Source organism: Peribacillus sp. NJ4 (assembly GCF_030348345.1).
GTDB lineage: Bacteria > Bacillota > Bacilli > Bacillales > DSM-1321 > Peribacillus.
In genome coordinates this window covers 3,899,235-3,925,396 of record NZ_JAUCFQ010000001.1, presented here as the reverse complement: position 1 = coordinate 3,925,396, position 26,162 = coordinate 3,899,235, and the positions used below count along the sequence as shown (strand labels likewise).

The following is a 26,162-nucleotide window of genomic DNA, read 5'->3' as shown; positions in this document are numbered from 1 at the left end:
GCTAGTGAAAGTGATTTTGCATTAACGGTAATGCAAGATAAAGGACTTTATTCAATGCACTAAGTATGATTTAATATAGGAGGTTGAACTCAGTGGCATTCCAATTTAGACTCCCTGATATCGGAGAAGGTATACACGAAGGTGAAATAGTGAAATGGTTTGTAAAACCAGGAGATAAGATACAAGAAGATGACGTGCTTTGTGAGGTTCAAAACGATAAGGCCGTTGTTGAAATCCCATCACCAGTGGAAGGTACCGTTGAAGAAATCCTTGTTCAAGAAGGAACGGTTGCCGTTGTTGGCGATGTACTTGTAACATTCGATGCTCCAGGATATGAAGATCTTCAGTTTAAAGGGGATCATGGAGAAGAAGCGAAGGCAGAAGGTGGAAAGGATACGGAGGCCCAGGTTCAAGCAACTGCTGAAGCTGGACAGGAAGTCAAGAAAGAGGCTGCTCCGGTTCAAGAAAATAGTGCAGAAACGGGCGCGGGATCACAACCACAGGTTGAGGCGGATCCTTCACGACGTATTATCGCTATGCCTTCTGTTAGGAAATATGCACGCGAACAAGGGGTAAATATTCGTGAGATTTCTGGTTCTGGGGATAACGGCCGCATCATGAAAGAAGACATCGATGCTTTCAAAAACGGCAAAACGGCTCCACAGCAACCAGCAGCTCAAAGTGAAGCTTCACAACAAAATGATAAGGAAACAACCGAAAAACAAAAAGTTTCGATTCCAGAAGGACAATATCCTGAAACTCGCGAGAAAATGAGCGGTATGAGAAAAGCTATCGCCAAAGCAATGGTTAAATCCAAACAGACTGCTCCACATGTAACATTGATGGATGAAGTCGATGTGACGCTACTGGTTGCTCACCGTAAGAAATTCAAGGAAATTGCTGCAGAAAAAGGAATCAAGCTTACATTCCTACCTTATGTTGTTAAAGCGTTAACAAGTGCATTGCGTGAATTCCCTATGCTTAACACATCATTTGATGATGAGGCTAGTGAGATTATCCATAAACACTATTACAATATCGGAATTGCGGCAGACACAGACAAAGGACTGCTTGTTCCAGTTGTAAAAGATGCAGATCGTAAATCAACTTTTGCCATTTCACAAGAAATTAATGAATTAGCGACGAAAGCTCGTGACGGTAAATTGGCTCCTAACGAAATGAAAGGTGCTTCTTGCTCCATTACGAATATCGGTTCCGCAGGCGGTCAATGGTTCACACCTGTAATCAATCATCCAGAAGTTGCCATTCTAGGGATTGGACGCATTGCCGAAAAAGCAATTGTACGCGACGGGGAAATTATCGCCGCTCCAGTTCTGGCATTATCACTGAGCTTTGATCACCGCATGATTGATGGAGCAACTGCTCAGCATGCATTGAATCATATCAAAAAGTTATTGAACGACCCAGAATTATTGTTAATGGAGGCGTAAACAATGGTAGTAGGAGATTTTCCAATCGAAACAGATACTTTAGTGATCGGTTCAGGCCCAGGGGGATATGTTGCCGCAATTCGCGCAGCACAGCTTGGACAGAAAGTAACGGTCGTTGAAAAAGGAACAATCGGCGGAGTTTGTTTGAATGTAGGCTGTATCCCATCGAAAGCTTTAATCTCGGCGGGACACCGTTTCCATGAAGCTCAGCATTCAGAAGACATGGGTATCTTTGCAGAAAAAGTTACTGTTGATTTTTCTAAAGTACAAGCTTGGAAAGGTACTGTTGTAAAAAAATTAACAGGCGGTGTAAGCAGCCTGTTAAAAGGTAATAATGTTGAGGTTGTAACTGGGGAAGCTTATTTCGTTGATGAAAACAGCATCCGTGTTATGAATGATGACTCAGCCCAAACATATACATTTAAAAACGCAATCATCGCTACTGGTTCATCGCCAATCGAGATTCCGTCATTTAAATATACGAAACGAGTACTTAATTCCACTGGTGCCCTTGCTTTGGAAGAAGTTCCAAGTTCGATCGTGGTAATCGGCGGAGGTTACATTGGTACCGAGCTTGGCGGAGCATTCGCAAGTTTTGGCACTAAAGTGACCATCCTTGAAGGTACGGAAGAAATTCTTTCTGCAGGCTTTGAAAAACAAATGGCAGCACTTGTTAAACGTAACCTTAAAAACAAGGGTGCTGAAATTGTTACCAAAGCAAATGCTAAAGGCGTGGAAGAAACTGAAACAGGCGTAACCGTTACTTATGAAGTAAAAGGCGAAGAGAAAAAAGTTGAAGCCGATTACGTTTTAGTAACAGTTGGACGTCGTCCTAATACTGCAGAAATCGGCTTAGAACAAGTTGGAATCAAAATGACTGACCGTGGTTTGATTGAAACGGATAAACAATGCCGTACAAGCGTGAAAAACATTTACGCAATCGGTGATATCGTTTCTGGACCTCAGTTAGCTCATAAAGCTTCTTATGAAGGTAAAATTGCAGCTGAAGCCATTGCAGGACATTCATCTGAAATCGACTATCTTGCCATTCCGGCTGTTGTATTCTCTGAACCGGAACTAGCTTCTGTCGGTTATAATGAAAAAGAAGCGAAGGAAGCTGGAATCGAAGCGCTTGCTTCTAAATTCCCATTCGCTGCAAATGGACGTGCTCTTTCATTAAATAATACGGACGGATTTGTGAAGCTTATCACTCGCAAAGAAGACGGATTGGTTATAGGAGCACAAATTGCAGGACCAAACGCATCTGATATGATTGCAGAACTTGGTTTAGCTATCGAAGCGGGAATGACTGCTGAAGATATCGCGATGACAATCCATGCACATCCAACTTTAGGGGAAATCACTATGGAAGCAGCTGAAGTTGCCCTTGGAACTCCTATTCACATCATTAAGTAATTGATTTTAAAAAAAGCGTACTGCATTAGGCAGTACGCTTTTTTGTATTGGCAAGAAGATGAAAATGAAGGATTACTCCTAATTCATTATTTTCTTTACACTAGTTAAATGAAAAGGACAAAAAGGGCATAAGCTATACAAAGGTCTTCTAACTTTTTTCCTTGAAAGGGTTTTAAAAAGGTAATAGAGGATAAAAAATAGGATGAGCGATGTTTGCTAAAGGATATTTTTTGCCAATAAAAAACTATGGCCGATGTATTCATATTAAAATGGGGTGGATCACTTGAAAAATTATCTGGTAATCCTCTTTCAACTAATCGTTTGGAGTGGGTATACATTAGTTGAATGGCTGTCTGTTAATGATCGATTTGTTTTCAAAGTATTCATGTTTCTGGTCTTCTCTTATTTAGCCATTTACATTGGCAAAATGATTTTAAAGTCCAATAAGCGAACCATGCTTGTTACCGTGATAAGCCTATTATGTTATGGGATTTTACAAATCCTTTTGGAAACGTTAGTACCCATTTATTGAATTTTTTTTCGTATGGCCAGCAACGACACAAGAAACAACGGAGGAACCATGATTAACAGAGTATTAGTATTATTTACATCTATATCATTTTTCTTGATGGCTTGTAACGATCACGATCACAATCCCAATCAAAGAAAATGAGAATCAAGAAAGTGTGGAAACGTCAGCAACAGTTCAAGATGAAAGCCAGCCAGAAAAAGATCTGAAAAAAGAAACATCAAAAATAAATCTCGTAGGGAATGTAAAGGCAGAATATCGGGTGAACAAAGATAATTGGTCATTTAAACCCATTGGGGATGCAAATCCGAAAGTTGTGTTGTTAACCTTTGATGATATTCGCTGGAAATTGCCAAAACCCTTAAGCGACTTGAAGTACCTGCGATTTTTTTCGTGAACGGTCACTTTCTTGAAAAAGATGAAAATAAAGCGATGCTAAAAGAAATTCATGATATGGGTTTTCCTATCGGTAATCATACGTATTCCCATGTAAATTTAAAAGAATTGACTGAAAAGGAACAAGAGAGGGAAATCGTTAAATTGAACAATTTGGTTGAGGGCATTATAGGTGAACGCCCTAAGTACTTCAGGGCGCCTTTTGTATCGAATACCGATCATTCAAAAAAAGTTGCTGAGGAAGAAAAAATGTTGGTCATGAATTGGACATATGGATATGACTGGGAAAAAGAGTATCAGGATAAAAAAGCTTTAACTGATATCATGTTGAACAGCCCATATTTAGGAAATGGTGCGAACTTACTAATGCATGACCGGAAATGGACGAGTGAAGCGATAGAGGATATAGTGAAAGGTTTTCAAAAGAAAGGTTATAAGTTCCTTGATCTAAAATTAATTGAAACGCCTGCATGAGCTGATTCTCGGTCACAGCAGGTTTTTTATTTCCTTGGATAGTAATACATCACCCGATTATTAAATAGATGGAGCTGTGCCCGTAATTTCTTTGCTAGGAACTTGCACAATTCATTAGCTTTTCCCTTATCACCGAAAGTTGCTGTTTCAGGGAGGGTGAATTGGATATAGGATTGAATCCGCTCTAATCCATCTTCATCCTTAACGACTTCTTGGTCAACGCCTATCAATATCATGTGGTATCGATCCTCTTTGGCTTGGAGATAAATAGCCTTATCTTTCATTCTTTCAGGTACTTTCATTTCATAAGGAAATGCTTTCTTATCATACTCCCAATCCAGTTGCTTTCCTGTTTTTGCTGTGATCATTTGATAATAATTCAGCAATTCTTTCACATCTTCAATGGTTACAGTCGCTTTTACGGACTCAGGAACAAGTTTAATATAGGCATTTTCAGTCATTTGGATCCCCCTTAGATCTTTCGAATGTAAGTATATATTAACATTTTATGGTTGTTTTATATACTAATCTATATGTAAGTTGAAAGGCAAAATTCCTTTTTCACCTTGTTTTGCTGAGTAAGGAATGTGGTGGAATTTGTAAAAAAGAGCTCCAAGAGCCGTTCGTTTTTTGTAAATGCGCGTTTTCATAATAAGAATTCCAATGATTAGAACCGTTTACTTCCAATCGGCGGTTTCAAAATGTAAGAAATAAATCAATGGAATGAACCTATATTGAATTTAATGGAAAAAGTATATATGTTATACTTTTTAGCTTGAAATAATAAATGTGTTATATTATAATTCATATAAAGCGGTTACATTATGTAATTGATGCATACAATATAGAGGAAGGGGTTGTAAAAATGGGAACTATCGTATGTCAAACTTGCAATAGCACGATTGAACATTTTGAAGATGAAAAAGTAAGTGTACTTTATACACACAATCACAACTGCCAAAGCTGTGATACAGCTGCCTCTGAAAAATAAATGGAAAAAGACTTTTAGATTAATAGAATTGAAGGGTGTTTCAGGATTATAACCTGGAGCACCCTTTTTATCGAAGTTAACGGGGGAGAATTCTTCCGTTTTCATCCAGAGCACTTTGCTCAATTACGTTGAATCAATAAAATGGGCAAAAAACCAGAGCAGGTATCTGCTCTGGTTTGATGGAATTCAATCAGTTTTTAATGATGCGCAAATATTTTATCTCTGGATCCTCTGGACCTTGGACAGGTAGGCCTGCCTCGATGTTTTTCCGGATGTAATTGATATTATCTTCAGTAATCAGTTCGCCTGGTATGAAGATCGGGATTCCCGGCGGGTAAACCATGATGAATTCAGCACTGATTTTGCCGACCGATTCCTCGATGGGAACCACTTCGGTCTCTGCATAAAATGCCTCCCTTGGTGATAAAGCAAGTGGCGGTGTATCAGGAAGGAGAACTTCAATTTTTTCATGTTCAGCAGCCATTTCCTTAAACTCATCCGATAAGTCTCTTAGGGCAGCGATCAGCAGGTCCGCTTCCATTTTTGAGTCTCCCGGTGTTATCAGGCAAAGGATATTGTACAAGTCAGAAAGTTCGACTTCGATATTATGCTTTTCACGAAGCCATTTTTCAACGTCGTATCCGGTAATATTCAATTCCTTAATGGAAATGATCAACTTAGTCGGATCATAACTAAAGGCTGCCTTACTCTCAAGAATTTCGCTGCCGACACAGTATAGATAAGGAATCTCATTTACGGCCTCACGGATATATCCTGCAAGATTGATGGCCTCATCGATCATTTCCCTGCCTACAGTCGCCAGCTGTCTTCTAGCCGTATCCAGAGAAGCCAGAAGTATATAGGAGGTTGAGGTTGTTGTGAGCATGCTCAAAATGGCTTGTACACGATTTGCTGAAACCAATCCAGTCTTAACATTTAATATGGAACTTCCCGTTAGTGAACCGCCCAATTTATGAACACTCGTTGCAGCCATATCTGCTCCAGCTTGCATGGCTGACATCGGCAAGTCTTCATGGAAGTGAATATGGACACCATGTGCTTCATCTACGAGAACTGGGATTTTATGAGAATGAGCAAGTTCGACTATTTTTTGCAAATCAGCCGAAATACCGAAATAGGTGGGATTGATTACAAGCAAACCTTTTGCATCACCATGTTCCCTTAAAGTTTTTTCAACGGCATCGATGGTGATTCCGTGGGAGATGCCCAAGTCTTTGTCTATTTCAGGATTGATGAAAATGGGAACAGCTCCGGAAAATACAATGGCAGACATTACGGATTTATGTACATTCCTCGGAACGATGATTTTGTCCCCAGGTCCGCAGACTGTCATGACCATCGTCATGATCGCACCACTTGTTCCTTGAACGGAAAAGAATGTATGATCTGCACCAAAAGCTTCAGCGGCAAGATCCTGAGCTTGTTTAATGATACCTTTAGGCTGATGGAGATCATCGAGTGGTGCAATATTGATTAAATCTATGGATAATGCATTTTCTCCAATGAAATTACGGAAATCAGCGTCCATTCCTTTTCCTTTTTTATGACCTGGAATATGAAATTGAACGGGATTTTTTTTTGCATGCTGCAATAAGGCAGTGTATAAGGGTGTTTCATTCTGTGACAATTCTTTGTGGCCCCTTTTCAATATAATAGGTACGAAATATCGGGGAGGGTATACTCCCTTTCTATTAACGATCGTATGTTTCTCCGAGTCCATTCAAATGGTCTTGTGGATAGACATAAAACAAATGAATTATAGCACGTCTTATAATAAATGCCTAGCGTGACTTTAATGTCTGACATAAACAATTTTTAAATGCCTTCGATGTTAAGGGGCTCAATAAAAATATCAGTCGATTATAATTGTGTATATGCCTAGTATTAACTGGATTGACTCAAGAATTCTTCATTTATGAATATTGAATGCGTGAGTTTAAAAATTGAACGGGTAAGCAATATTTGCCATAATGAAGCTATGTTATATAGAATGCAGCTAAATAAAACAAATCACTAAAAGGAAAAGGGAGATGAGGAGTTTGAAGTGGAATACGCGTGTGACCGATTTGTTAGGGATACAATACCCAATCGTACAAGGGGGATTGGCTCATTTAGCTTATGCAGAACTGGCTGCGGCAGTTTCGAATGCAGGAGGTCTTGGACAGGTAACGGCCATGTCCTTGGAAAACCAAGAGCAACTGATAGATGAAATTAGAAAAACTAAATCATTGACGGATAAACCCTTCGGTGTGAACTTTGCAATCGGGCAGCATGGAAGGCCTTATGAACACATGCTTGAAGCAGCATTGAAAGAGGATATCGCAGTTGTTTCCGTAACCGGCGGAAACCCTTCGCCATTTCTTGAATACGTCAAAGGTACTCAGGTGAAAAAACTGGTGCTTGTTGCTGCAAGGAAGCAGGCGGTGAAGGCTGAACAGCTTGGTGCAGATGCAGTGATGGTGGTTGGGCAGGAGGGCGGCGGACATTTAGGCCGTGATGATATTGGAACCTCTGTGTTAATTCCTCAAGTTGTGGATTCCGTTAAAATTCCAGTCATCGCCTCGGGGGGGTTTGGCGATGGGCGCGGTTTGATGGCAGCATTGGCACTTGGCGCCGATGGAATCGAGATGGGAACACGATTCATAGCAGTCAAGGAGTGCGTTCATGCGCATGAATTTTATAAAAATGCCTTGGTTTCCGGTACAGAAAATGATACCGTTGTCATTAAGAGGTCCATTGGTGCACCAGCCAGGGTAATTGCAAACAACTGGACCGATAAGATCCTTGAAATAGAAAAAGAAAATGGCGGATATGAGCAATTGAAGGATTACATAAGTGGAAAAGCGAACCAGCGTTATATTCACGACGGTGTTGAAAGTGAAGGATATGCCTGGGCTGGACAAGTGATGGGGCTGATTCATGATGTACCATCGACTGCTGAACTATTCAGTCGGATTATCGGCCAAGCGGAAGCAATTCGTTCAAAATGGGCAGACTGAAGATAATGGACTCCCGGACAACATGAAATACTATCTAGAAGGAGCGTGTTAGGGTATGGATTATCAATATCCAATGGATCTTGATTGGACTACTGATGAAATAGTAGATGTGATTAAATTTTTTGAAGCGGTAGAAAAGGCTTATGAAAATAAAATCCAAAAAGAAGAATTTATGAAAGCATATCGAAGATTCAAGGAAATAGTCCCCGGTAAGGCGGATGAAAAAAAGTATACGGATGAGTTTGAGTCAGCCAGCACCTATTCAGCATATCTCGTTATTAAGAAGGCAAAAGGAATCGAAGACGGAGAATGGATAAAAATTAAAAATTAAAAATATAATTTTTAGAAAACTCCATTGACTTACTGAAAAGATTGTTTTAACATAATAATCAAGAAAAAGATAAAGGCAGTGACGAAGAAGAGTACCTTAATGCTGTTCTGCAGAGAGCCAGTGGTTGCTGAAAACTGGTGAACGAATTTAAGCGAATGGACTTCCGAGCCCCAAACCGAAACGGATTGACGGAGTAGGCTTTGGCGATTATCTCATCGTTAATGGAGATAGGCATGTTAATGCCGTAAAGTGAGCTAATTTAGCTAATTAAGGTGGTACCACGGGTTCCTCGTCCTTTGGATGTGGGCCCTTTTTGCGTTTTTATGAAAATGATAATTAAATCTATGAATAAGAGTAGTAATCTTTTTAGATGCGTCACAGAGAGCCGGAAAAGGTGGAACCCGGTACGATATAAGAAGATGAATGGACTTATGAGTGGTTTCTTGAAATAAGTAGGGAAACTCGGCTGCCACCGTTAAAGGGTATTCGCAAGAAACTTTCATTTCTTGCTTGAGAGGGAAAAATGATGCGTTTTTCCAACTTGAGGTGGCACCGCGGTATACCGTCCTCTGCAGACACATATTTGTGTTTGCAGGGGATTTTTTTATGGGATTTTCAATATAAATACCTTTTTAGAGGAAGAGTCAAAAAATATTCAGAGTAACTGGAAACTCCGGCACTCGTCAAAAGGGTTTGCCTTTTGGCAGTTTATATGATCGTATAAGAATCGGGAGGAAATTGAGATGAACAATTTGGATGAAAAAAAAATACTCCGCTTCAAAATGGATACAATTGAAGGGGATATTCACACACCCATTGCCATATTTCAGAAGCTGGATGGGGAACAGAAATTTTTATTGGAAAGTTCCAATTCGCATCATGACAACGGGCGCTATTCTTATCTAGGTTCAAACCCATACTTGGAGGTGACATCACTCGCTGGCCAAGTATATGTGAAAGACCCTGAAACAGGTGACCAAATCGTAAAGAACATCAATATCATCGAGTTTCTAAAAAATGAATTGTTAGTCGAGATAGGAGAGGCCCCCGTACATCTTCCGCCATTTAATGGAGGTGCAATCGGCTATATGGGCTATGATATCATTCGGCTATATGAAAATATAGGCTCGGTGCCGCCTGATTCTCTGCAAATGCCTGATGCTCATTTTCTCTTTTATAAAGAACTGTATATATTCGATCATGTTTTACAAAAAATCCATCTTTTGACTGCGGAAGAAGATAGTGAAAAAAGTTTATTGGGGATGAAGGGAAAAATCAATCAGGCTAGCAAACCGTCAAAGGAAATATCGTCGGAATATTTGGAATTCAAGTCGAATTTCAGTCAGGATGAATTTGAGAAAATGGTTCTTGATGTTAAAGCGGCGATTGTGGCTGGTGAAGTGTTCCAAGTTGTTTTATCACAAAGATTTAAAGCGGACTTCGATGGTGAACCTTTCGATGCCTATCGTCGTCTGCGTTTAGCCAACCCATCACCTTATATGTTTTATATAGAATTTGGTGACTATACCATTCTAGGGTCGTCTCCAGAAAGCTTGATCAGTGTTTCATCAGGAATGGTTCACGTTAATCCCATTGCCGGTACAAGGCCGAGAGGGAAAACGGACGAAGAAGATAAGGGATTGGAAGAAAGTCTGCTGATGGATGAAAAGGAACTTGCTGAGCATAAGATGCTTGTTGATTTGGGAAGAAATGACCTTGGAAGAGTTTGCGAAATTGGTTCGATCCACCTGACCGAGGAAATGGAAATTCAAAGATATCAGCATGTCATGCATATTGCTTCTAAGATTAGCGGAAAGCTTAGGGAAGGATTCACGAGTTTGGATGCGCTGACGGTCTGCCTCCCTGCTGGAACAGTTTCAGGTGCTCCTAAAATCAGGGCGATGGAGCTGATCAATGAACTGGAAAATTGTAAACGCGGAATTTATTCGGGCTCAATAGGATTCATTGGTTATGGAGGGGATCTTGATATGGCATTAGCCATTCGGACGATGATCATTAAAGACGGCAAGGCCCATGTACAGGCAGGGGCAGGAATTGTATATGATTCAGATCCAAAAACGGAATATGAAGAAACACAAAATAAAGCACGAGCACTAATGGAGGTTCACACAAAATGATTTTATTAATTGATAACTATGACTCGTTCACTTACAACCTTTATCAATATTTAGGGGAAGTGGAAAAAGAAATCGTTGTAAAAAGGAATGACGAAATCACCCTTGCTGAAATTGAGGAATTGAATCCCATGGCAATCGTCATTTCCCCGGGACCTGGCCGACCGGAAGATGCTGGTATCAGTATGGAGATCATTCGTAGCTTTTATGAGAAGGTTCCGCTTTTAGGCATTTGTCTGGGGCATCAGGCCATTGGTGCAGTTTTTGGTGCGAACGTGGTTGGGGCAAAACAAATCATGCACGGGAAAACATCGGTTATCGAGCATGATGGAACAGGTGTATTTGCGAAACAGGACTTACGATTCCCGGTAATGCGTTACCATTCTCTTGTAGTTGAAAGAGAGAGTTTGCCAAATGAGCTGACTGTGACGGCGAGTGCACTGGATGATGGGGAAATCATGGCCCTAAAACATCAAGATTTCCCGCTATACGGGTTACAGTTCCACCCTGAATCAATAGGGACGAAAATCGGCAAGGAATTATTACATCAATTTTATAAGATTGCCGGAACCTTTCAATCAGAGAAGGAACAATCCATTTTATAAATACAAAAAACGACTGGGGGAGTTTAGTGGTGAAGGAGTATTTAGCGAAGTTAGCAGAGCGTCAAACATTGACGGAAGAAGAGATGAGCAGAGCAGCCCAAGCGTTATTTTCTAAAGATATCACCGAAAGCGAGATGGCAGCTTTCATCATAGCCCTAAAATCCAAAGGGGAAACGGCAGGTGAAATAGCAAGCCTCGTCCGAGTCATGAGAAAAGAAGCAAGAAGTGTAAAAACAAGCTCCCTTAATGTAATGGATAATTGCGGAACGGGAGGAGATGGATCACAAAGCTTCAATATAAGTACCGCATCGGCCTTCGTACTGGCTGGGGCAGGTGTCAAGGTTGCCAAACATGGAAACCGTAGCATTTCAAGTAAAACGGGAAGTGCGGATGTATTGGAAGAGCTAGGTGTTAATTTGTACTTGGAGCCTGACATGTTAAAAGAACTGCTGGAGGAAAATGGGATCACATTCTTATTTGCCCCATCCGTTCACCCTAATATTGCACGAATAATGAAAGTAAGAAAAGAATTGAAAATCCCGACAATATTTAATCTTATCGGACCTTTGACAAATCCAGTTCAACTCGACACGCAATTATTGGGAATTAATCGACGCGATATGCTCGAGTTATTTGCGGAAGTCCTACATAAATTGGGCAGGACACGCGCGGTCGTGATAAATGGTGCCGGTTTTATGGATGAAGCAAGCCTGCAGGGTGAAAATTCACTCGTGCTATTGGAGCAAGGGGATATAACCCAATTTACGCTGCATCCTGAAGAAGTGGATCTGCCGGTTTACGGAAATGATGCCATCCGTGGCGGTGACGCCAAACAAAACGCCGATATTATGCTTCGCCTTCTCAAAGGGGAAAAAGGGGCCTATCGCGATACCGTTTTATTGAATGCTGGATTGGGATTATACGCACATGGTACGGCAGCTACGATCAAAAAAGGAATCTCCATGGCCAAAGAAAGCCTGGATAGCGGATCGGCTCTTACAAAGTTAGAAAATCTCATTGCTTATGGCAATAGAAATAAGGTGGTCATGTAAATGGAAAATATCTTAACGAAAATCATCGAACAGAAAAAGGTGGAAGTCGCAAAATTAAAAGAAAGGGACTTAGATGATTCGGTATTGATCAATATAGTCAGACCATCTCTTGTAGAAAATTTGAAAACGGCAAAATCAATGGCTGTTATTGCGGAAATAAAACGGGCTTCCCCTTCAAAAGGGGACATTAAAATCAATGTGAATCCAGTCGAGCAGGCACTTTCATATGAAAGCGGCGGAGCGGCAGCAATATCGGTATTGACGGATGAGATTTTCTTTAAAGGATCTTTTGCAGATTTGAGAAACGTAAGCGAGGCGATACGGATTCCCAGGTTGTGCAAGGATTTCATCATCGATGAAATTCAAATCGATCGTGCCTATCGAGCTGGTGCAACAATCATTCTATTAATTGTGGCTGCACTTTCTAAAGAACGTCTTCATGAATTATATCAATATGCAAAAAATAATGGGCTTGAAGTATTAACGGAAGTCCATGATGAAGCTGAACTGGAACGAGCACTCGAACTAAATGCAGAACTCATAGGGATTAACAATCGGAATTTAAAGACCTTCAAAGTGGATTTGGCTGTAACGGAACGACTGGCGAAGTTACTTGATCCAAAACGCCATATCATTATCAGTGAAAGTGGAATCAAGACAAAAGAAGACGTTATGCGTGTGAAGGAAGCTGGTGCAAAAGCGGTTTTAGTCGGGGAGACACTGATGACTTCATCAAATCTTCCTTATACGATGGCCGAATTGCAAATGAGTATATAAGGAGATTAATATGTTAGTGAAAATCTGCGGGATAAAGACATTGGCAGCTGCTCGGACTGCTGTTGAATCCGGGGCAGACTTTATTGGTTTCATTTTTGCCGAGAGTAGCAGAAAAGTCGAGCCGGATATAGTAGGTGAGTTCGGGGCGAATCTACCCGGACATGTTAAAAAAGTCGGAGTGTTTGCCAATCAAACTGAACAAGAAGTGATAAAAAGTGCTGAAATTGCAGGATTGGATTATATTCAGCTTCATGGTAACGAGTCTGCCAGCTTCGCCCGCAGAATGACCCTGCCGGTGATCAAGGCCTTTGCCATCGAGTCGGAGAAAGACCTTGAAAACCTTCATGAATACCCGGCAGATTATCTATTAGTGGATCTTCCTAAGGGTTCTTCCGGTAAGGGACTAACTTTGGATTGGGAAATGATCCGAAAAGCGGACTTGCCATGGGAGAAGGTGATTCTAGCGGGTGGGTTGACTCCGGAAAATGTCGGAAAAGCGATTAGTGCCGTTTCACCATTCGCAGTTGACGTAGCCAGTGGCGTTGAAACAAACGGATTAAAAGATGATGTAAAAATAAAAGCATTTATCAATGAGGCAAAATATACAGCCGGAAAAGAGGAATGAATAGATGAATACTTATACACAGCCTGATAAAACTGGACATTTTGGAGCATATGGAGGCCGTTTCGTTCCGGAAACTTTAATGGCGGCTATTACAGAGCTTGAAGAAGTATATGAACAATCTAAAAAAGATCCTGAATTTCAAAAGCAGTTAAGCTATTACCTGAAACAATATATCGGGCGGGAAACACCTCTTTATTTTGCGGAGAACTTAACGAGACTAGCAGGTGGTGCAGATATTTATCTGAAGCGTGAGGACTTGAATCATACTGGAGCCCACAAAATAAATAATACGATCGGTCAGGCTTTGCTGACTCGGAAAATGGGCAAGAAAAAAGTGATTGCCGAAACGGGTGCAGGACAGCATGGGGTTGCAACGGCAACTGTATGTGCTTTGCTGAAGTTGGAATGCATCATCTTTATGGGAGAAGAAGATATCAGGAGACAGAAATTGAATGTGTTCCGGATGGAACTTTTGGGAGCCAAGGTCATATCTGTATCACAGGGAAGCGGGACACTGAAGGATGCAGTGAATGAGGCATTACGATATTGGGTAGCAAATGTGGATGACACCCATTATATAATGGGATCTGTTCTTGGACCTCATCCATTCCCCGTTATTGTACGTGATTTTCAAAGCGTGATAGGGAATGAAACGAAGCGTCAGTATTCGGAGACGGTTCATTCCCTTCCGGATGCAGTAGTCGCATGCATAGGCGGTGGCAGTAATGCAATGGGGATGTTCTATCCCTTCATTGAGGATGAATCCGTAAAATTATATGGCGTGGAAGCGGCAGGTCATGGACTGGAAACACCATTACATGCTTCAAGTTTGACGAAGGGAAAACCTGGGGTGCTCCACGGTGCATTCATGTATGTATTGCAGAACGAAGACGGTCAGATCCAGGAGGCACATTCAATTTCAGCAGGGTTGGATTATCCAGGGGTAGGACCTGAACATAGTTACCTAAAAGATATCAACAGGGTGGAATATACTTCCGTTACCGATGATGAAGCATTGAAAGCCCTTGTGTTGCTTTCAAGGGAAGAAGGGATCATCCCTGCTTTGGAAAGTTCACATGCCATTTCCTTCGGATTAAAACTTGCTAAAGAAATGGAGAAAGGAACAGGACTGGTGATTTGCCTGTCTGGCCGTGGTGATAAGGATGTAGAAACGGTCCAATCATTAATAGGGGGTAATGAACATGAATAAATTAACAAAAGCGCTTGAAGAGTGTCTAACAAAGCGGGAAAAAGCATTCATTCCTTATATTATGGCAGGTGATGGCGGTCTTGAACGGTTAAAGACCCAGCTTCTGTTCCTTGAAGAAAGTGGGGCAACTGCTGTTGAATTAGGTATACCATTCTCTGACCCTGTCGCTGATGGACCGGTTATCCAACAGGCGGGCATCCGTTCTTTGGAGAATGGAACAACTTTAAAAGATGTCCTGAAAAAAGTTAAGGAAATCCAAGATGATGTTAACATTCCAATTATTTTAATGGGATATTCGAATTCAATTCTGGCATATGGACTTAAAGAGTTTACGGATGATTGTCTTCAAGCAGGCATTTCCGGGTGCATCATCCCCGATTTACCGATTGAGGAAGAAGCCATCTTTTCATCTATCAAAACTGCAGGGATCATGCTTATCCGACTTGTGACACTCACGTCTTCGAAAGACCGTATCACTGAGATCACCGCAGGGGCAGAGGGCTTTATCTACGCAGTTACAGTCAAAGGCATTACAGGTGCCCGTGATGCTTTTGGGGAAGAGCTCGGGGGCTATTTAAAGAAGGTGAAAGAGCTAAGTCCCGTTCCCGTTCTTGCTGGGTTCGGCATATCGACGCCAGAACATGTTCGTGATGCTATGCAATACTGCGATGGAGTCATTGTCGGCAGTAAAATCATCGAATGCTTTGAAACTGGTAAAGAAGATCAAATTAGTGACTTGATACAAGCTAGCAAAGGATTGGTGCGAAAATAAAGGAAAGGAGAGCCTTCATGGCTCTCCTTTTTTCTAACCAGTTTATTGTGCATCCGATAATTCAATCCGAATACGGATCAGATGGCCGAAAGAGAAAAAACGTCATAACCTTCAAGAACGACTTACCGAATTGAAACTTGAAGAACTCATAAAACACTTGAATGAAATGTAAAAAAGCCACTTTGATCTTTCATGGGTCATAAGCGGCTTTTTTTATTTGCTGTTTTCGTTGTATAATTTTTCGAATTCTTCGTCTAATTTCTCCCATGTCATCTTGGCAAGTCGTTCATTCAATTCTTTGGGCGAAACGCTTTTTTTTATTTATACGATAATTTATATAATGGAATAAGAGTTTCAAACGTTTCTTTGGCAACGTTCAAGAATGCGTTTCCGTCCGTCAAGATCGGGTCGTTTGCGGGAATGTGTCGTCCAAGAAGGAATTCAGCCTTCTTGACGTCCCGAAAACGTTCAAGCGATTCTTTCAAGTCAATTTCCTTCATTGATATTGCGTCCTTCTTCATATGATCAAGCGAAACAACGAAATCATTCGGAACGGTCGTTTTGATTTCCTTCATATTCTTCAAGAAATTCTTTGCGATTTGCTCTTTGTTCGGCAATTCGTAAATGAACGCAAGCCATATGAATACATGGTCGTCAAATAATCCAATCTGAAAATGCGGGTGTTGTTTGTATCCACGTTTATTCGCCGCTATCGCAAGCCATGTATCTTTCGGGGCGTTCACACTTCTTCGGGCGTGTCTTGCAATATGCAAAAACATTTCGTTCCCAAGATTCAAGGAAAGGTCGTCCGTCAACGTTTGCCCGATCGATTGGAACTTCGGTTGAATCCGTTCTTGAATTGCCTTCATTCTTCCGTCAAGACCTTCTATATTAAATGTGTCAAAATCGTTCTTTGTGAATCCTTCAAATTGCATTACATAAAAACTCCTTCTTCAAGTTTATATTATTTTAGGTAGGGGTAAATAAAAATCAAGCAAGGACGAACTATTGAAGTTAGATTTTGCGGACAACCCATGTATCATTAGGAGGGTTAACTGTCCGTCTAGCATGCTTTGCGACGTGAGGGTGCATTTCATCGCCCGTCATCACTGACAGTTGTTGGGAAAAATGTTCTCCAAGAGCTTGAAGTTTGGGCTGGATACGTTCTTTTAAAGCATCCATTCGGGGTTCCAATCCATCAATTTTAAAAACATCAAAATCATCAGCTGTAAAACTTGCAATATTCATTTTCATCTCTCCTACCGTAATATCTGCACATATTGTAGCATAAGTAAAAGTAAAATTTAAAAAATACGATTTGGATTGGTCCTGAAAAAATTCCTTATGGGTTAAAGCACAAATTAGTTGCTATTTGTGGTAGGAAGTCATATGATAAAATAAAATAAATTCAGAAAATTACGTTAATTGATGAAGGGAGAATGTTAATTATGAAACAAGTCATGAACCAAGCATTAAAAGCTAAAGAAGTTGAAAGACATAGAGCTGCAGTGTTAAGAATGGAAATGGACTATGAATTAGCAACCCTTTTTGAAGCAATTGGTGAAGAGAATGACCAAAAGAGGTCACAATGCAAGCAAAGGCTTGAACGCATCCGGTTGGAATTGCTGAAACTGAAAGCCTTGTAAAAAATGATTGGCTGCAGAGATCTTTAAGGAGATTGAATAAAAGAAATGAATCAATTTCAATACAAGGAATTTTATTATAGATGAACGGACACTTATTTTAATAAAAAATATGTGTCCGTTTTTCATTAAATTCCCCAATATATATTAGGCGGAATTTTATTATCAAGCATCGTTGAGTCGGATTTCCTTTAATAAGGAAAGGAACCGTTCAAGTCAAGGTAATTTGAAGGGATTCGTGCCGGCTTACCCATGATCGGGAAATCGTATTATGAATCAAACCTTCATTCCTGATACGTTTTAAAAAATGGAAAAATTAAGATGTGAAAAACTTGAAGGTAAGCTATATTTGCTTTAATCTTTAGAAGAGGATCATTTTAATGTAGTTTCTGATCATAAAGGACGGGGATATTATAATGGCATCGGTTAAGGAAATGGATACATATGCGAAGTTATGGATGAAAGAGGCGGGTACGAGGCTAAGGGCGTCCTTTACAACCAAGTTGAATATTGAAATGAAAACGAATCCCAATGATTTGGTTACTAATATGGATAAGGGGATAGAAAAGTTTTTTTGTGAAAAAATCGGCGAAGTATTTCCAGAACACCGGATTTTTGGGGAAGAGGGAATGGGCAATGATATTAAAGACCTAAAAGGAACGGTATGGATCATTGATCCGATTGATGGAACTTTGAATTTCATTCATCAACAGCGGAATTTCGCAATTTCCCTTGGGGTTTATGTGGATGGCATCGGAAAAATTGGCATGATTTATGATGTCGTTAGTGATGAATTATATCATGCGATTAAGGGGGAGGGAGCTTTCATGAATGATCAAAGGCTCCCATCTCTTGAAGAGGCATCGGTAAGCAAAGCGATCGTTTCCATTAATGCAAGCTGGGTAACGGAAAACCGTAGGATTGATCCGAGTCTTCTGGCACCGCTAGTCCGGGATGCAAGAGGGACCCGTTCTTATGGCTCGGCAGCATTGGAGCTTGCATTCGTGGCAGCTGGAAGGATTGATGCATACATAACCATGAGACTCATGCCCTGGGACTTTGCCGGAGGAGTTTTACTGGTTGAGGAAGTGGGCGGGGAAGTTAGTAATATCAAAGGTGACAAATTGGATTTTTTAGAGGGTGACTCACTCTTCGTTTCTAAACCTGGGCTGCACAAAGAAATATTTGATAAATACTTATCAGGTACTTCCAGACATTAGAACCTTAAAGACGGTGGCAAGCCGAAATGGAATTTCGAAATGCCCATGGCATGACCGGAGTCTTGGTAAAAATGGAATAAAATACTCAATTTGAAATAATTAACAAAAAAAACTCGCTGTCTGTCAGCGAGTTTTTTATATTATAACTTCCCTGCTTCACGCAATTTCTTCTTTTGAGTGAAACCGAACCCCATAACTCCGCAAAGAACAACGATTGCAGCCAATATTCCAATCAAGCTTTTTTCAGCAATGAAGATGCCAATGGAGCCAATGCTGGATGTTGCCAATAACGCTAATATTAAGAAATTCCATTTAATATTCATTAATATCACCCCTAATATATCTATTGTACATAATTTCTGTATTTGTTTCTAGTATGTTTGTGATATAATATGTAAGTTAATACTAGTGATACGTTATACACAAACTTTTTTAGGAGTGAATTTTTTGAAATTAAGAGAAAATATTCGTAATATAGCCATCATTGCCCACGTTGACCATGGTAAAACGACGTTAGTGGATCAGTTGCTTAAGCAATCTGGTACTTTCCGTGAAAATGAACATGTGGAAGAACGTGCGATGGATTCTAATGCGATTGAAAAAGAACGCGGAATTACGATTCTTGCGAAAAATACAGCAGTTCAATACCAAGATACAAGAATCAATATTTTGGATACACCTGGTCATGCCGACTTTGGTGGCGAAGTGGAACGGATCATGAAAATGGTTGATGGTGTTCTGCTTGTTGTTGATGCATATGAAGGTTGTATGCCGCAAACTCGTTTCGTGTTGAAAAAAGCATTGGAACAAAAGATCACGCCAATCGTTGTCGTGAACAAAATCGATAAAGATTCTGCACGTCCAGATGAAGTGGTCGATGAAGTAATTGACTTATTCATCGAATTAGGAGCTGAAGAAGAACAGTTGGACTTCCCAGTTGTCTTCACTTCAGGTATTGCTGGTACTGCAAGCTTGGATTCAGATCCTGCTAAACAAGAAGAAGACATGACCCCTCTATTCGAAACAATCGTCGAAACGATCCCTGCACCAATTGATAACTCAGATGAACCGCTTCAATTCCAGGTGGCTTTACTTGACTATAATGATTATGTAGGACGTATTGGTGTTGGTCGTGTATTCCGCGGTAAAATGCATGTAGGTCAACAAGTTTCATTAATGAAACTTGATGGGAAGGTTAAACAATTCCGTGTAACGAAAATCTTTGGTTATATTGGCTTGAAGAAAGTTGAAATCCAAGAAGCCGTTGCCGGTGATTTAATAGCCGTTTCTGGTATGGAGGATATTAACGTAGGGGAAACGGTTTGTCCGACTGAACACCCTGACGCTCTACCTATCCTGCGTATTGACGAGCCAACATTGCAAATGACTTTCCTTGTAAATAACAGCCCATTCGCAGGCCGTGAAGGTAAATTCGTTACTGCTCGTAAGATTGAAGAGCGTTTGAAAAACCAACTGCAGACGGATGTCAGCTTAAGAGTCGAAAATACTGATTCTCCGGATGTCTGGATTGTTTCAGGTCGTGGGGAACTTCACCTTTCCATCCTGATCGAAAACATGAGACGTGAAGGTTATGAACTGCAAGTTTCAAAACCGGAAGTTATCGTTCGTTTGATTGATGGTGTCCGTTGTGAGCCGGTTGAACGTGTACAAATCGACGTACCTGAGGAGCACACTGGTTCAATCATGGAATCAATGGGAGCACGTAAAGGTGAATTGCTGGATATGATCAATAGTGGAAGCGGTCAAGTTCGTTTATTGTTCACGATCCCAGCTCGCGGACTTATTGGCTATTCAACTGAGTTCTTAACGATTACACGTGGATATGGTATCATGAACCATTCATTTGACAGCTACCAACCAATGGCACAAGGTCAAGTCGGCGGAAGACGCCAAGGTGTACTTGTATCCATGGAATCAGGAAAAACTACACAATATGGTATTATGCAAGTAGAAGACCGCGGTGTTATTTTCGTTGAGCCAGGTACGGATATTTATGAAGGCATGATTGTCGGGGAACATAACCGTGATAGCGATTTGACTGTTAATATCGTTAAAGCAAAACAAATGACAAATATGCGTTCAGCAAATAAAGACCAAACTTCTTCCATGAAAAAACCAAGGATCATGTCCCTTGAAGAAGCTCTGGAATATTTGAACGATGATGAGTACTGTGAAGTAACTCCGGAATCAATCCGTCTTCGTAAAAAAATTCTTGATAAAAACGAGCGTGAAAGAGCAGCTAAAAGAAAAAAAGTTGCTGTTGAAGAAAAATAAATAGCAAGAGGAGGAGAAAAGATTGGATATCCAAGAGCGATTATCATTTTTTGCAGCATTGTACAGAGTGGATGAAAATCCTGAAGCAGGAATGTGGTATTTATATTTGACGATCTTTGGATTATGCATCCTTGTCTATCAGTTAGGTTTTGCCAAAAAGTTACCTTTGCTAAAAAATGTGGTCATTTATGCGGTAATGGCACTTGGATGTACCCTTCTTTCTTTCTTTGCGGTGTTTCTTCCCATGGGGGAAGCATTAATCATCGCTTCACTTGTTCTTGGGATTTATAGATTCCGTCTTCACAATTCGAGAAAAGAAGAACAGGCTTAAGATGATGAAATCATTACAGGATGCTTTATACAATTGGTTGACAATCAAAGTTGTCTGTGATGCAAGGCCTGATGATACAGCTGCACGCGATACAGAAATGTTTTTCATGCAGATGTTGAAAGATGATCATCAGGTAATCATCGATTCGGTTTCAAAAACAGAACCTTTTTATTTCGTCGAGTATCTAATGGGAGATGAAATGAAAAAACAACGTTTTCCGATTGAATTGATTGATATCATGTTAGACCAAATTCAGCTTGAGCCTGATAAGTATAAAAATATCGAGTGATGATAAAAAGAACCGTGCGATATCCGCACGGTTCTTTTTATATTGCTTTAGGGAGGAAAAGTCCGTAAAAAAGGTGTAATAATGACCACAAAAAGAAAGCTGTCAAATCAGAAGGAAGGACAACTTCTGTTTTAGACAGCGCCGATAATGGAAAGTACAGCATGATGGCAGGAATAATCGTGAAAAAGGCAAGTGTATATTTGTTCCATTCCCTGAAAATTTTCAAAGGATAAAGGATATAAACGTAACTAAACGTAATTGCCAGTGAGAAAAGAAGATGGAAAAAGAACAACGATGCCTCATTCCAAGAAACAGCTCCGATTACAGGGAGGAAATCCACATTCAATAAAAGCTTGTACACTTGTTTACCAGAAAACATTTCGACCCACTTCATTGTCAATCCAAGCATGATTCCATTGATGAGGCCAATCAGGGAAACTTTATAAAATATTCTACCATTCATCTTCATTTTTGATTGTCCGGTAAAGACGGAAGTTTCCGGTTGCAATCCGTTCGTTCGTACGCTCTTCTATGCGTTGACTGCATGTATTGCACATATAGGTATGTATAGGACGGTTGCGAAGTTTCTTAGCTTCTGGGCTATCGTCGGGGATCGATTCAATTTGATCGCATATTACACATTTAACCTTCATATTATTTGAACCTCACTTCAATTTGAATATGCTTTTAAGTATACCAATATTTTTATGGTAAAACGAGGATAAAGTGAAACTAACAATTGAACGTTAACACTATCGGGTTCATGGCGGGTATAGAGAAAAACCCGAAGATTCACTTCGGGTTGCTAAAAATTCATTCTTTATAGTGATTGGATTGATCATTTTGCTCTTCATCAAGTTCTTTTCTTTCCGTATTATCATCAAGTTTATTTTTTTCCCTTTCAATGGCCTTTGATGGCGTTGGGGTTAAAATATCACCAGGTACCTCAGGAATGACTCGACTTGTGATGTCAGCCAGTTCATTCAGTATCCCTGTTACAGGTTTACCGTCTTTAATATCCTTGGCTACCTCCCTGATCCGCTCATTTAAATCCGGGTCAGCGACGACGATGGCATTTGCACCGTTAGGATCGTGTTTTAAAGTTTCTCCAACTGAGTACTTAATCGTTCCTACCTGTGAACGCTCAATATCTTGGTCAATATCTATTCCGACTATGGCATATTTGCCAAGTACGACTGCGGTGGCATCGTTAACCTCCGGAATGGAATTAGCCAAACCTGTGAGTCTTGAAGCTGTTTGCTGACCTGTAGTTCTGTCTGCTTCCTTAATGGTCGTGTTATTGACTTTCGTTATATTGTTTTTACCATTATTTTCAGACGCTTCATTATTATTATTATTATCCATTGTGCAACCTGTCATCAATAGAACAGCAGCGATTGACAAAACGATTTTTTGCAATGTACAACCTCCTTAATGTTTTTCATTAGTTACAGCCTGTCCACACCGACTAAGTCTGATGCATATAAGTATAAAATGCAGCGCATCATGGTGTACTCCATGTTGGGAATAGCATTCTTAGCTGGAAGTTTTCTTTATAGTCTGTAAATGTTCTTCTATCTTTATGCAAAGGAACATATATTTTATCAACAGTCTCGTCCGCTACATAACTGCTGAGTGTAGTAAATGGTAAGGCATATCCTAAAGAGCAGGCAGGAGGCGTCATATTGGGGAAAAAAATCTATGTTTTAGATACGAATGTCCTGTTGCAGGATCCGTATTCGATTTATTCATTCGAAGATAATGAAGTTGTCATTCCGGCAGTCGTATTAGAAGAATTGGATTCGAAAAAAAGGTATATGGATGAAATTGGAAGGAATGCCAGGCAAGTATCGAAATTGATCGACAACTTTCGGGAAAAAGGGAAGCTTCATCAAAGCATTCCGCTTCATAATGGAGGCAGCTTACGGATTGAACTTAATCACCGTTCATTTCATAAGCTTCAGGAAATTTTTGTGGAGAAAACGAACGATAACAGGATATTGGCAGTCGCAAAAAATTTATCTTTGGAAGAAGAGACGAAGGAAGATGGAAAAACGGTCATTTTGGTTAGTAAAGATACACTCGTCAGGGTTAAAGCTGATGCAATCGGTCTTGAGGCAGAGGACTTTTTAAATGATCGTGTCGTAGAAATGGATCATATATACGCTGGGCATAAAGAAGTGTATGTATCGATTGATAATCTTAATAAGTTTTACGAAAAAAGTTTTTTGGGACTTGAAGAACTGACAAAAGACTCATATTATCCAAATCAATTCCTGTTGATGAAGGACACGCTGGGCAGTTCAGCTTCTGCGATTGGGATTGTGGATGAGAACTGCAGGTTCGTTAAGAAATTGATGTACGAAGGGGAACATATTTGGGGAATTAAACCGAGAAACGTCCAGCAGACGATGGCACTTGATTTGTTGCTTCGTTCGGATATTCAGCTAGTGACACTTATTGGTAAGGCAGGGACAGGTAAGACTTTATTGGCTTTGGCAACAGGATTAATGCAAACTGAAGATTTGTCACAATATAAGAAACTTCTGGTTGCCAGGCCCATTGTGCCGGTTGGTAAAGATATTGGTTATCTGCCAGGGGAAAAAGAAGAAAAATTAAGACCCTGGATGCAGCCTATATTTGATAATCTGCAATTTTTGTTCAATACGAAAAAACCTGGGGAATTGGATGCCATCTTAGCAGGCATGAGTTCGATCGAAGTAGAAGCCCTGACCTATATCAGGGGAAGGAGCATCCCAGATCAGTTCATCATCATCGATGAAGCGCAAAATTTAACAAAACATGAGGTTAAGACCATATTGACGAGAGTCGGGGAGCGGAGCAAAATTGTATTAATGGGAGATCCGGAGCAAATAGATCATCCTTATTTAGATGAATATAATAATGGCTTGACCTATGTGGTGGAAAAATTCAAGACCGAGCGTATTGCCGGCCATGTTAAGTTGATAAAAGGGGAAAGATCTGGATTGGCCCAACTCGCTGCTACGCTTTTATAATACAATCGGCAAGGGATGACCCTTGCCGATTGCTATAAAGTTTTATGGACTAAGTCTTATTTAACAGTGAAAGACCGTACATTTTTTATCGGATCATTGATGTTGGAAGCATCACCGAAGTAAATTTCCATGGGGCCGCCCTCGGATACTTTAAGCGGCTTTCCATCCTTGGAAAAGCCCAGGAAAAATTCAAGTGCCGCTTCCAACGGGAATGTAAGTTCCTTATCATCGGTTGTGACGATCACTTCCGTTACCCCGTTTTCAGGTTCGGCATTTCTTAAAAAAGGTTCAAAAGGAATGCCGAAAGTCCCTTCGAGCAATCTTTGCTTCTCGAACTTTCGTTCCGTTTTTAATGTGGGTGGCATGGTTGCGCCTTCCTGTATTTCTTTTTGCCAATGTTTGGAGGCGGCAATCGTATATTCTTCTAATTCATTGACTTGGACTCTTTCAGCGTGGAAATATGTATCGATTTCAACTTTACGGTCATCAAAAATCCATACTCCAGGATCTAGTGTAATTGGATATTTCACTTTTCCGTTAATAAATACGATGGGTTCCAAATATCTCATTCCTTTCTGTTGCTCTTTAATAATTATAATCAATTATAATTGAAATGTCACATCTTCAAGAAGGTGAACAATTTCCATGGCCGGTATAATCAGTAGAGAGGTGATTGTGTTATCTCAATGGCAAATTGTTTGTCAATGTCCTTGCTTTTTCATAAAACAAAAGGTAGAATTTAAAGATAAGATTTAATCGCTCTGAGCGGGGGGATTTAACATGGCATCTGATATGCTTGTCAATCATCGAGAAAAAGCTTATGCTTTATTAAAAGCAGATGCTGACAAGATTCTAAAACTGATAAAAGTTCAAATGGAAAATCTCACTATGCCTCAATGTCCTTTATATGAAGAGGTACTTGATACACAAATGTTCGGCCTATCACGAGAAATTGATTTTGCCGTACGCTTGGGCTTGGTAGAGGAAACCGAGGGCAAATCCCTTTTGGAAACCCTTGAACAGGAATTGTCAGTTTTGCATGAAGCATCATTAAAAAAATAATAAATAAAACATACTAACTCAAACAAATCTCGATGATTGTTTGAGTTTTTTATTTATATACATCATTTGTGAATAGTGTTATACTATATTCGAATGTGACATACTAATTGAACGTGCAGAAGCTCAATGGAGTTTTTTCATTTTCGAATTTTCGATGGAAAATCCCTTCAAATCTAGCATTTTAAGGACTGGTGGGAAATATGCCTTGCTGAATTAACATTGGATTCGTTAGGCGGAAAAAAGTGCGAATTCCTTGTTTTTACATGGGAATATACTTAATTTTTTATTTTTTTATTGTATTCAGTTTATTTTAGTATTATGGTTATATTAAATGTATGTTAAATCCAACTGTTTACTTTTTGATAATATATTATAATAACTAAATTTTCTTTTACTAATGGTTAAGGATTCTTTTTTTGTATTTATGGTAGGTAAAAAACGAAAACATGAAAATATATCGAAATAATTACATCAGCAATAAAAAGAGCCTTATCAGGTCGATCTCCTTATTCTCGGGAAAT

Annotated in this window: 31 protein-coding genes and 2 other annotated features; of the genes, 22 read left to right on the top strand and 9 right to left on the bottom strand. The window is 40.0% G+C overall.

Annotated elements, in window-relative coordinates; all coding sequences use genetic code 11:
- The first annotated feature begins 92 nt into the window (after positions 1–92).
- From QUF94_RS19490 to QUF94_RS19475, 5 genes are all read left to right on the top strand, one after another.
- Positions 93–1,451, top strand: coding sequence for a dihydrolipoamide acetyltransferase family protein (locus tag QUF94_RS19490; RefSeq protein WP_289317287.1), 1,359 nt, complete (start codon positions 93–95; stop codon positions 1,449–1,451).
- A gap of 3 nt (positions 1,452–1,454) precedes the next feature.
- Positions 1,455–2,867, top strand: a complete 1,413-nt coding sequence (lpdA, locus tag QUF94_RS19485; protein WP_289317286.1) for a dihydrolipoyl dehydrogenase — start codon at positions 1,455–1,457, stop codon at positions 2,865–2,867.
- 274 nt (positions 2,868–3,141) lie between these two features.
- On the top strand, positions 3,142–3,399 hold the full coding sequence (locus QUF94_RS19480; protein WP_353957684.1) for a hypothetical protein: 258 nt from the start codon (positions 3,142–3,144) through the stop codon (positions 3,397–3,399).
- A gap of 154 nt (positions 3,400–3,553) precedes the next feature.
- The gene (locus tag QUF94_RS28900; RefSeq protein ID WP_353957800.1) at positions 3,554–3,793 is read left to right on the top strand and encodes a hypothetical protein; all 240 of its coding nucleotides are present in this window, start codon (positions 3,554–3,556) and stop codon (positions 3,791–3,793) included.
- Positions 3,790–4,266 (top strand): polysaccharide deacetylase family protein, encoded by a 477-nt coding sequence (locus QUF94_RS19475; RefSeq protein WP_353957799.1) that lies wholly within the window; start codon positions 3,790–3,792, stop codon positions 4,264–4,266. The genes QUF94_RS28900 and QUF94_RS19475 overlap by 4 nt, the downstream gene beginning before the upstream one ends.
- A gap of 26 nt (positions 4,267–4,292) precedes the next feature.
- On the opposite strand, the gene QUF94_RS19470 is transcribed toward QUF94_RS19475, so the two are convergent.
- Positions 4,293–4,727: a DUF1885 family protein gene (locus QUF94_RS19470; RefSeq protein ID WP_289317284.1), complete on the bottom strand. Its 435-nt coding sequence runs from the start codon at positions 4,725–4,727 to the stop codon at positions 4,293–4,295.
- A gap of 404 nt (positions 4,728–5,131) precedes the next feature.
- Here QUF94_RS19470 and QUF94_RS19465 point away from each other — a divergent pair, with 404 nt between their 5' ends.
- On the top strand, positions 5,132–5,257 hold the full coding sequence (locus QUF94_RS19465; protein ID WP_072272684.1) for a GapA-binding peptide SR1P: 126 nt from the start codon (positions 5,132–5,134) through the stop codon (positions 5,255–5,257).
- A 190-nt stretch (positions 5,258–5,447) separates the two neighbouring features.
- Here QUF94_RS19465 and QUF94_RS19460 read toward each other — a convergent pair whose 3' ends face one another.
- Positions 5,448–6,905, bottom strand: coding sequence for an aminotransferase class I/II-fold pyridoxal phosphate-dependent enzyme (locus QUF94_RS19460; RefSeq protein ID WP_289317283.1), 1,458 nt, complete (start codon positions 6,903–6,905; stop codon positions 5,448–5,450).
- Positions 6,906–7,317: 412 nt separating this feature from the next.
- On the opposite strand from QUF94_RS19460, the gene QUF94_RS19455 reads away from it, so the two are divergent.
- The 9 genes from QUF94_RS19455 to trpA all read left to right on the top strand — a co-directional run bounded on the left by QUF94_RS19455 (position 7,318) and on the right by trpA (position 15,784).
- Positions 7,318–8,277, top strand: a complete 960-nt coding sequence (locus QUF94_RS19455) for an NAD(P)H-dependent flavin oxidoreductase (RefSeq protein ID WP_289317282.1) — start codon at positions 7,318–7,320, stop codon at positions 8,275–8,277.
- A gap of 55 nt (positions 8,278–8,332) precedes the next feature.
- Positions 8,333–8,608 carry a UPF0223 family protein gene (locus QUF94_RS19450; RefSeq protein WP_289317281.1) on the top strand — a complete coding sequence of 92 codons (276 nt, stop codon included), beginning with the start codon at positions 8,333–8,335 and terminating at the stop codon, positions 8,606–8,608.
- Positions 8,609–8,677: 69 nt separating this feature from the next.
- Positions 8,678–8,908: a binding site (T-box leader), on the top strand.
- 35 nt (positions 8,909–8,943) lie between these two features.
- Positions 8,944–9,181: a binding site (T-box leader), on the top strand.
- A gap of 170 nt (positions 9,182–9,351) precedes the next feature.
- Positions 9,352–10,746, top strand: coding sequence for an anthranilate synthase component I (trpE, locus tag QUF94_RS19445; RefSeq protein ID WP_289317280.1), 1,395 nt, complete (start codon positions 9,352–9,354; stop codon positions 10,744–10,746).
- A complete protein-coding gene (locus QUF94_RS19440; protein ID WP_289317279.1) occupies positions 10,743–11,348 on the top strand; it encodes an anthranilate synthase component II in 606 nt (201 codons plus the stop codon). Before trpE ends, QUF94_RS19440 begins: the two co-directional genes overlap by 4 nt.
- Before the next feature lie 29 nt (positions 11,349–11,377).
- The gene (gene trpD, locus QUF94_RS19435; RefSeq protein WP_289317278.1) at positions 11,378–12,400 is read left to right on the top strand and encodes an anthranilate phosphoribosyltransferase; all 1,023 of its coding nucleotides are present in this window, start codon (positions 11,378–11,380) and stop codon (positions 12,398–12,400) included.
- The gene (gene trpC, locus QUF94_RS19430) at positions 12,401–13,177 is read left to right on the top strand and encodes an indole-3-glycerol phosphate synthase TrpC (RefSeq protein WP_289317277.1); all 777 of its coding nucleotides are present in this window, start codon (positions 12,401–12,403) and stop codon (positions 13,175–13,177) included.
- 10 nt (positions 13,178–13,187) lie between these two features.
- Complete coding sequence (locus tag QUF94_RS19425; protein ID WP_289317276.1) at positions 13,188–13,802, top strand: phosphoribosylanthranilate isomerase; 615 nt, start codon at positions 13,188–13,190, stop codon at positions 13,800–13,802.
- Between the two features lie 4 nt (positions 13,803–13,806).
- Positions 13,807–15,012, top strand: a complete 1,206-nt coding sequence (gene trpB, locus QUF94_RS19420) for a tryptophan synthase subunit beta (RefSeq protein WP_289317275.1) — start codon at positions 13,807–13,809, stop codon at positions 15,010–15,012.
- Positions 15,005–15,784 (top strand): tryptophan synthase subunit alpha, encoded by a 780-nt coding sequence (trpA, locus tag QUF94_RS19415; RefSeq protein WP_289317274.1) that lies wholly within the window; start codon positions 15,005–15,007, stop codon positions 15,782–15,784. The genes trpB and trpA overlap by 8 nt, the downstream gene beginning before the upstream one ends.
- Positions 15,785–16,101: 317 nt before the next feature.
- On the opposite strand, the gene QUF94_RS19410 is transcribed toward trpA, so the two are convergent.
- Positions 16,102–16,719 carry a YktB family protein gene (locus QUF94_RS19410; protein ID WP_289317273.1) on the bottom strand — a complete coding sequence of 206 codons (618 nt, stop codon included), beginning with the start codon at positions 16,717–16,719 and terminating at the stop codon, positions 16,102–16,104.
- Between the two features lie 79 nt (positions 16,720–16,798).
- Positions 16,799–17,032, bottom strand: coding sequence for a DUF1054 family protein (locus QUF94_RS19405; RefSeq protein ID WP_430101364.1), 234 nt, complete (start codon positions 17,030–17,032; stop codon positions 16,799–16,801).
- Positions 17,033–17,232: 200 nt separating this feature from the next.
- Here QUF94_RS19405 and QUF94_RS19400 point away from each other — a divergent pair, with 200 nt between their 5' ends.
- Together QUF94_RS19400 and QUF94_RS19395 are read left to right on the top strand one after the other, a co-directional pair.
- Positions 17,233–17,430 (top strand): hypothetical protein, encoded by a 198-nt coding sequence (locus tag QUF94_RS19400; protein ID WP_034314018.1) that lies wholly within the window; start codon positions 17,233–17,235, stop codon positions 17,428–17,430.
- Between the two features lie 413 nt (positions 17,431–17,843).
- Positions 17,844–18,647 carry an inositol monophosphatase family protein gene (locus QUF94_RS19395; protein ID WP_289317272.1) on the top strand — a complete coding sequence of 268 codons (804 nt, stop codon included), beginning with the start codon at positions 17,844–17,846 and terminating at the stop codon, positions 18,645–18,647.
- A 140-nt stretch (positions 18,648–18,787) separates the two neighbouring features.
- On the opposite strand, the gene QUF94_RS19390 is transcribed toward QUF94_RS19395, so the two are convergent.
- Positions 18,788–18,970 carry a YlaF family protein gene (locus tag QUF94_RS19390; protein ID WP_289317271.1) on the bottom strand — a complete coding sequence of 61 codons (183 nt, stop codon included), beginning with the start codon at positions 18,968–18,970 and terminating at the stop codon, positions 18,788–18,790.
- A 124-nt stretch (positions 18,971–19,094) separates the two neighbouring features.
- On the opposite strand from QUF94_RS19390, the gene typA reads away from it, so the two are divergent.
- From typA to QUF94_RS19375, 3 genes are read left to right on the top strand one after another with little or no spacing between them, the layout of a single operon-like run.
- On the top strand, positions 19,095–20,942 hold the full coding sequence (typA, locus tag QUF94_RS19385; RefSeq protein ID WP_289317270.1) for a translational GTPase TypA: 1,848 nt from the start codon (positions 19,095–19,097) through the stop codon (positions 20,940–20,942).
- A 22-nt stretch (positions 20,943–20,964) separates the two neighbouring features.
- Positions 20,965–21,273, top strand: coding sequence for a YlaH-like family protein (locus QUF94_RS19380; protein ID WP_289317269.1), 309 nt, complete (start codon positions 20,965–20,967; stop codon positions 21,271–21,273).
- Positions 21,274–21,277: 4 nt separating this feature from the next.
- Entirely contained in the window at positions 21,278–21,562 is a 285-nt protein-coding gene (locus tag QUF94_RS19375; protein ID WP_289317268.1) for a hypothetical protein, read from the top strand.
- A gap of 37 nt (positions 21,563–21,599) precedes the next feature.
- On the opposite strand, the gene QUF94_RS19370 is transcribed toward QUF94_RS19375, so the two are convergent.
- From QUF94_RS19370 to QUF94_RS19360, 3 genes are all read right to left on the bottom strand, one after another.
- Positions 21,600–22,031 (bottom strand): hypothetical protein, encoded by a 432-nt coding sequence (locus QUF94_RS19370; protein WP_289317267.1) that lies wholly within the window; start codon positions 22,029–22,031, stop codon positions 21,600–21,602.
- Complete coding sequence (locus QUF94_RS19365; protein ID WP_081112824.1) at positions 22,015–22,215, bottom strand: YlaI family protein; 201 nt, start codon at positions 22,213–22,215, stop codon at positions 22,015–22,017. Before QUF94_RS19365 ends, QUF94_RS19370 begins: the two co-directional genes overlap by 17 nt.
- 160 nt (positions 22,216–22,375) lie before the next feature.
- Positions 22,376–22,981: a YhcN/YlaJ family sporulation lipoprotein gene (locus QUF94_RS19360; RefSeq protein ID WP_289317266.1), complete on the bottom strand. Its 606-nt coding sequence runs from the start codon at positions 22,979–22,981 to the stop codon at positions 22,376–22,378.
- A 266-nt stretch (positions 22,982–23,247) separates the two neighbouring features.
- Here QUF94_RS19360 and QUF94_RS19355 point away from each other — a divergent pair, with 266 nt between their 5' ends.
- Positions 23,248–24,579 (top strand): PhoH family protein, encoded by a 1,332-nt coding sequence (locus QUF94_RS19355; RefSeq protein ID WP_289317265.1) that lies wholly within the window; start codon positions 23,248–23,250, stop codon positions 24,577–24,579.
- Positions 24,580–24,635: 56 nt separating this feature from the next.
- Here the strand turns inward: QUF94_RS19355 and QUF94_RS19350 are convergent, their stop codons facing one another.
- Entirely contained in the window at positions 24,636–25,139 is a 504-nt protein-coding gene (locus QUF94_RS19350) for a peptidyl-prolyl cis-trans isomerase (protein ID WP_289317264.1), read from the bottom strand.
- A gap of 220 nt (positions 25,140–25,359) precedes the next feature.
- Here QUF94_RS19350 and QUF94_RS19345 point away from each other — a divergent pair, with 220 nt between their 5' ends.
- A complete protein-coding gene (locus QUF94_RS19345; RefSeq protein ID WP_034313996.1) occupies positions 25,360–25,641 on the top strand; it encodes an Fpa/YlaN family protein in 282 nt (93 codons plus the stop codon).
- Positions 25,642–26,162: the final 521 nt, after the last annotated feature.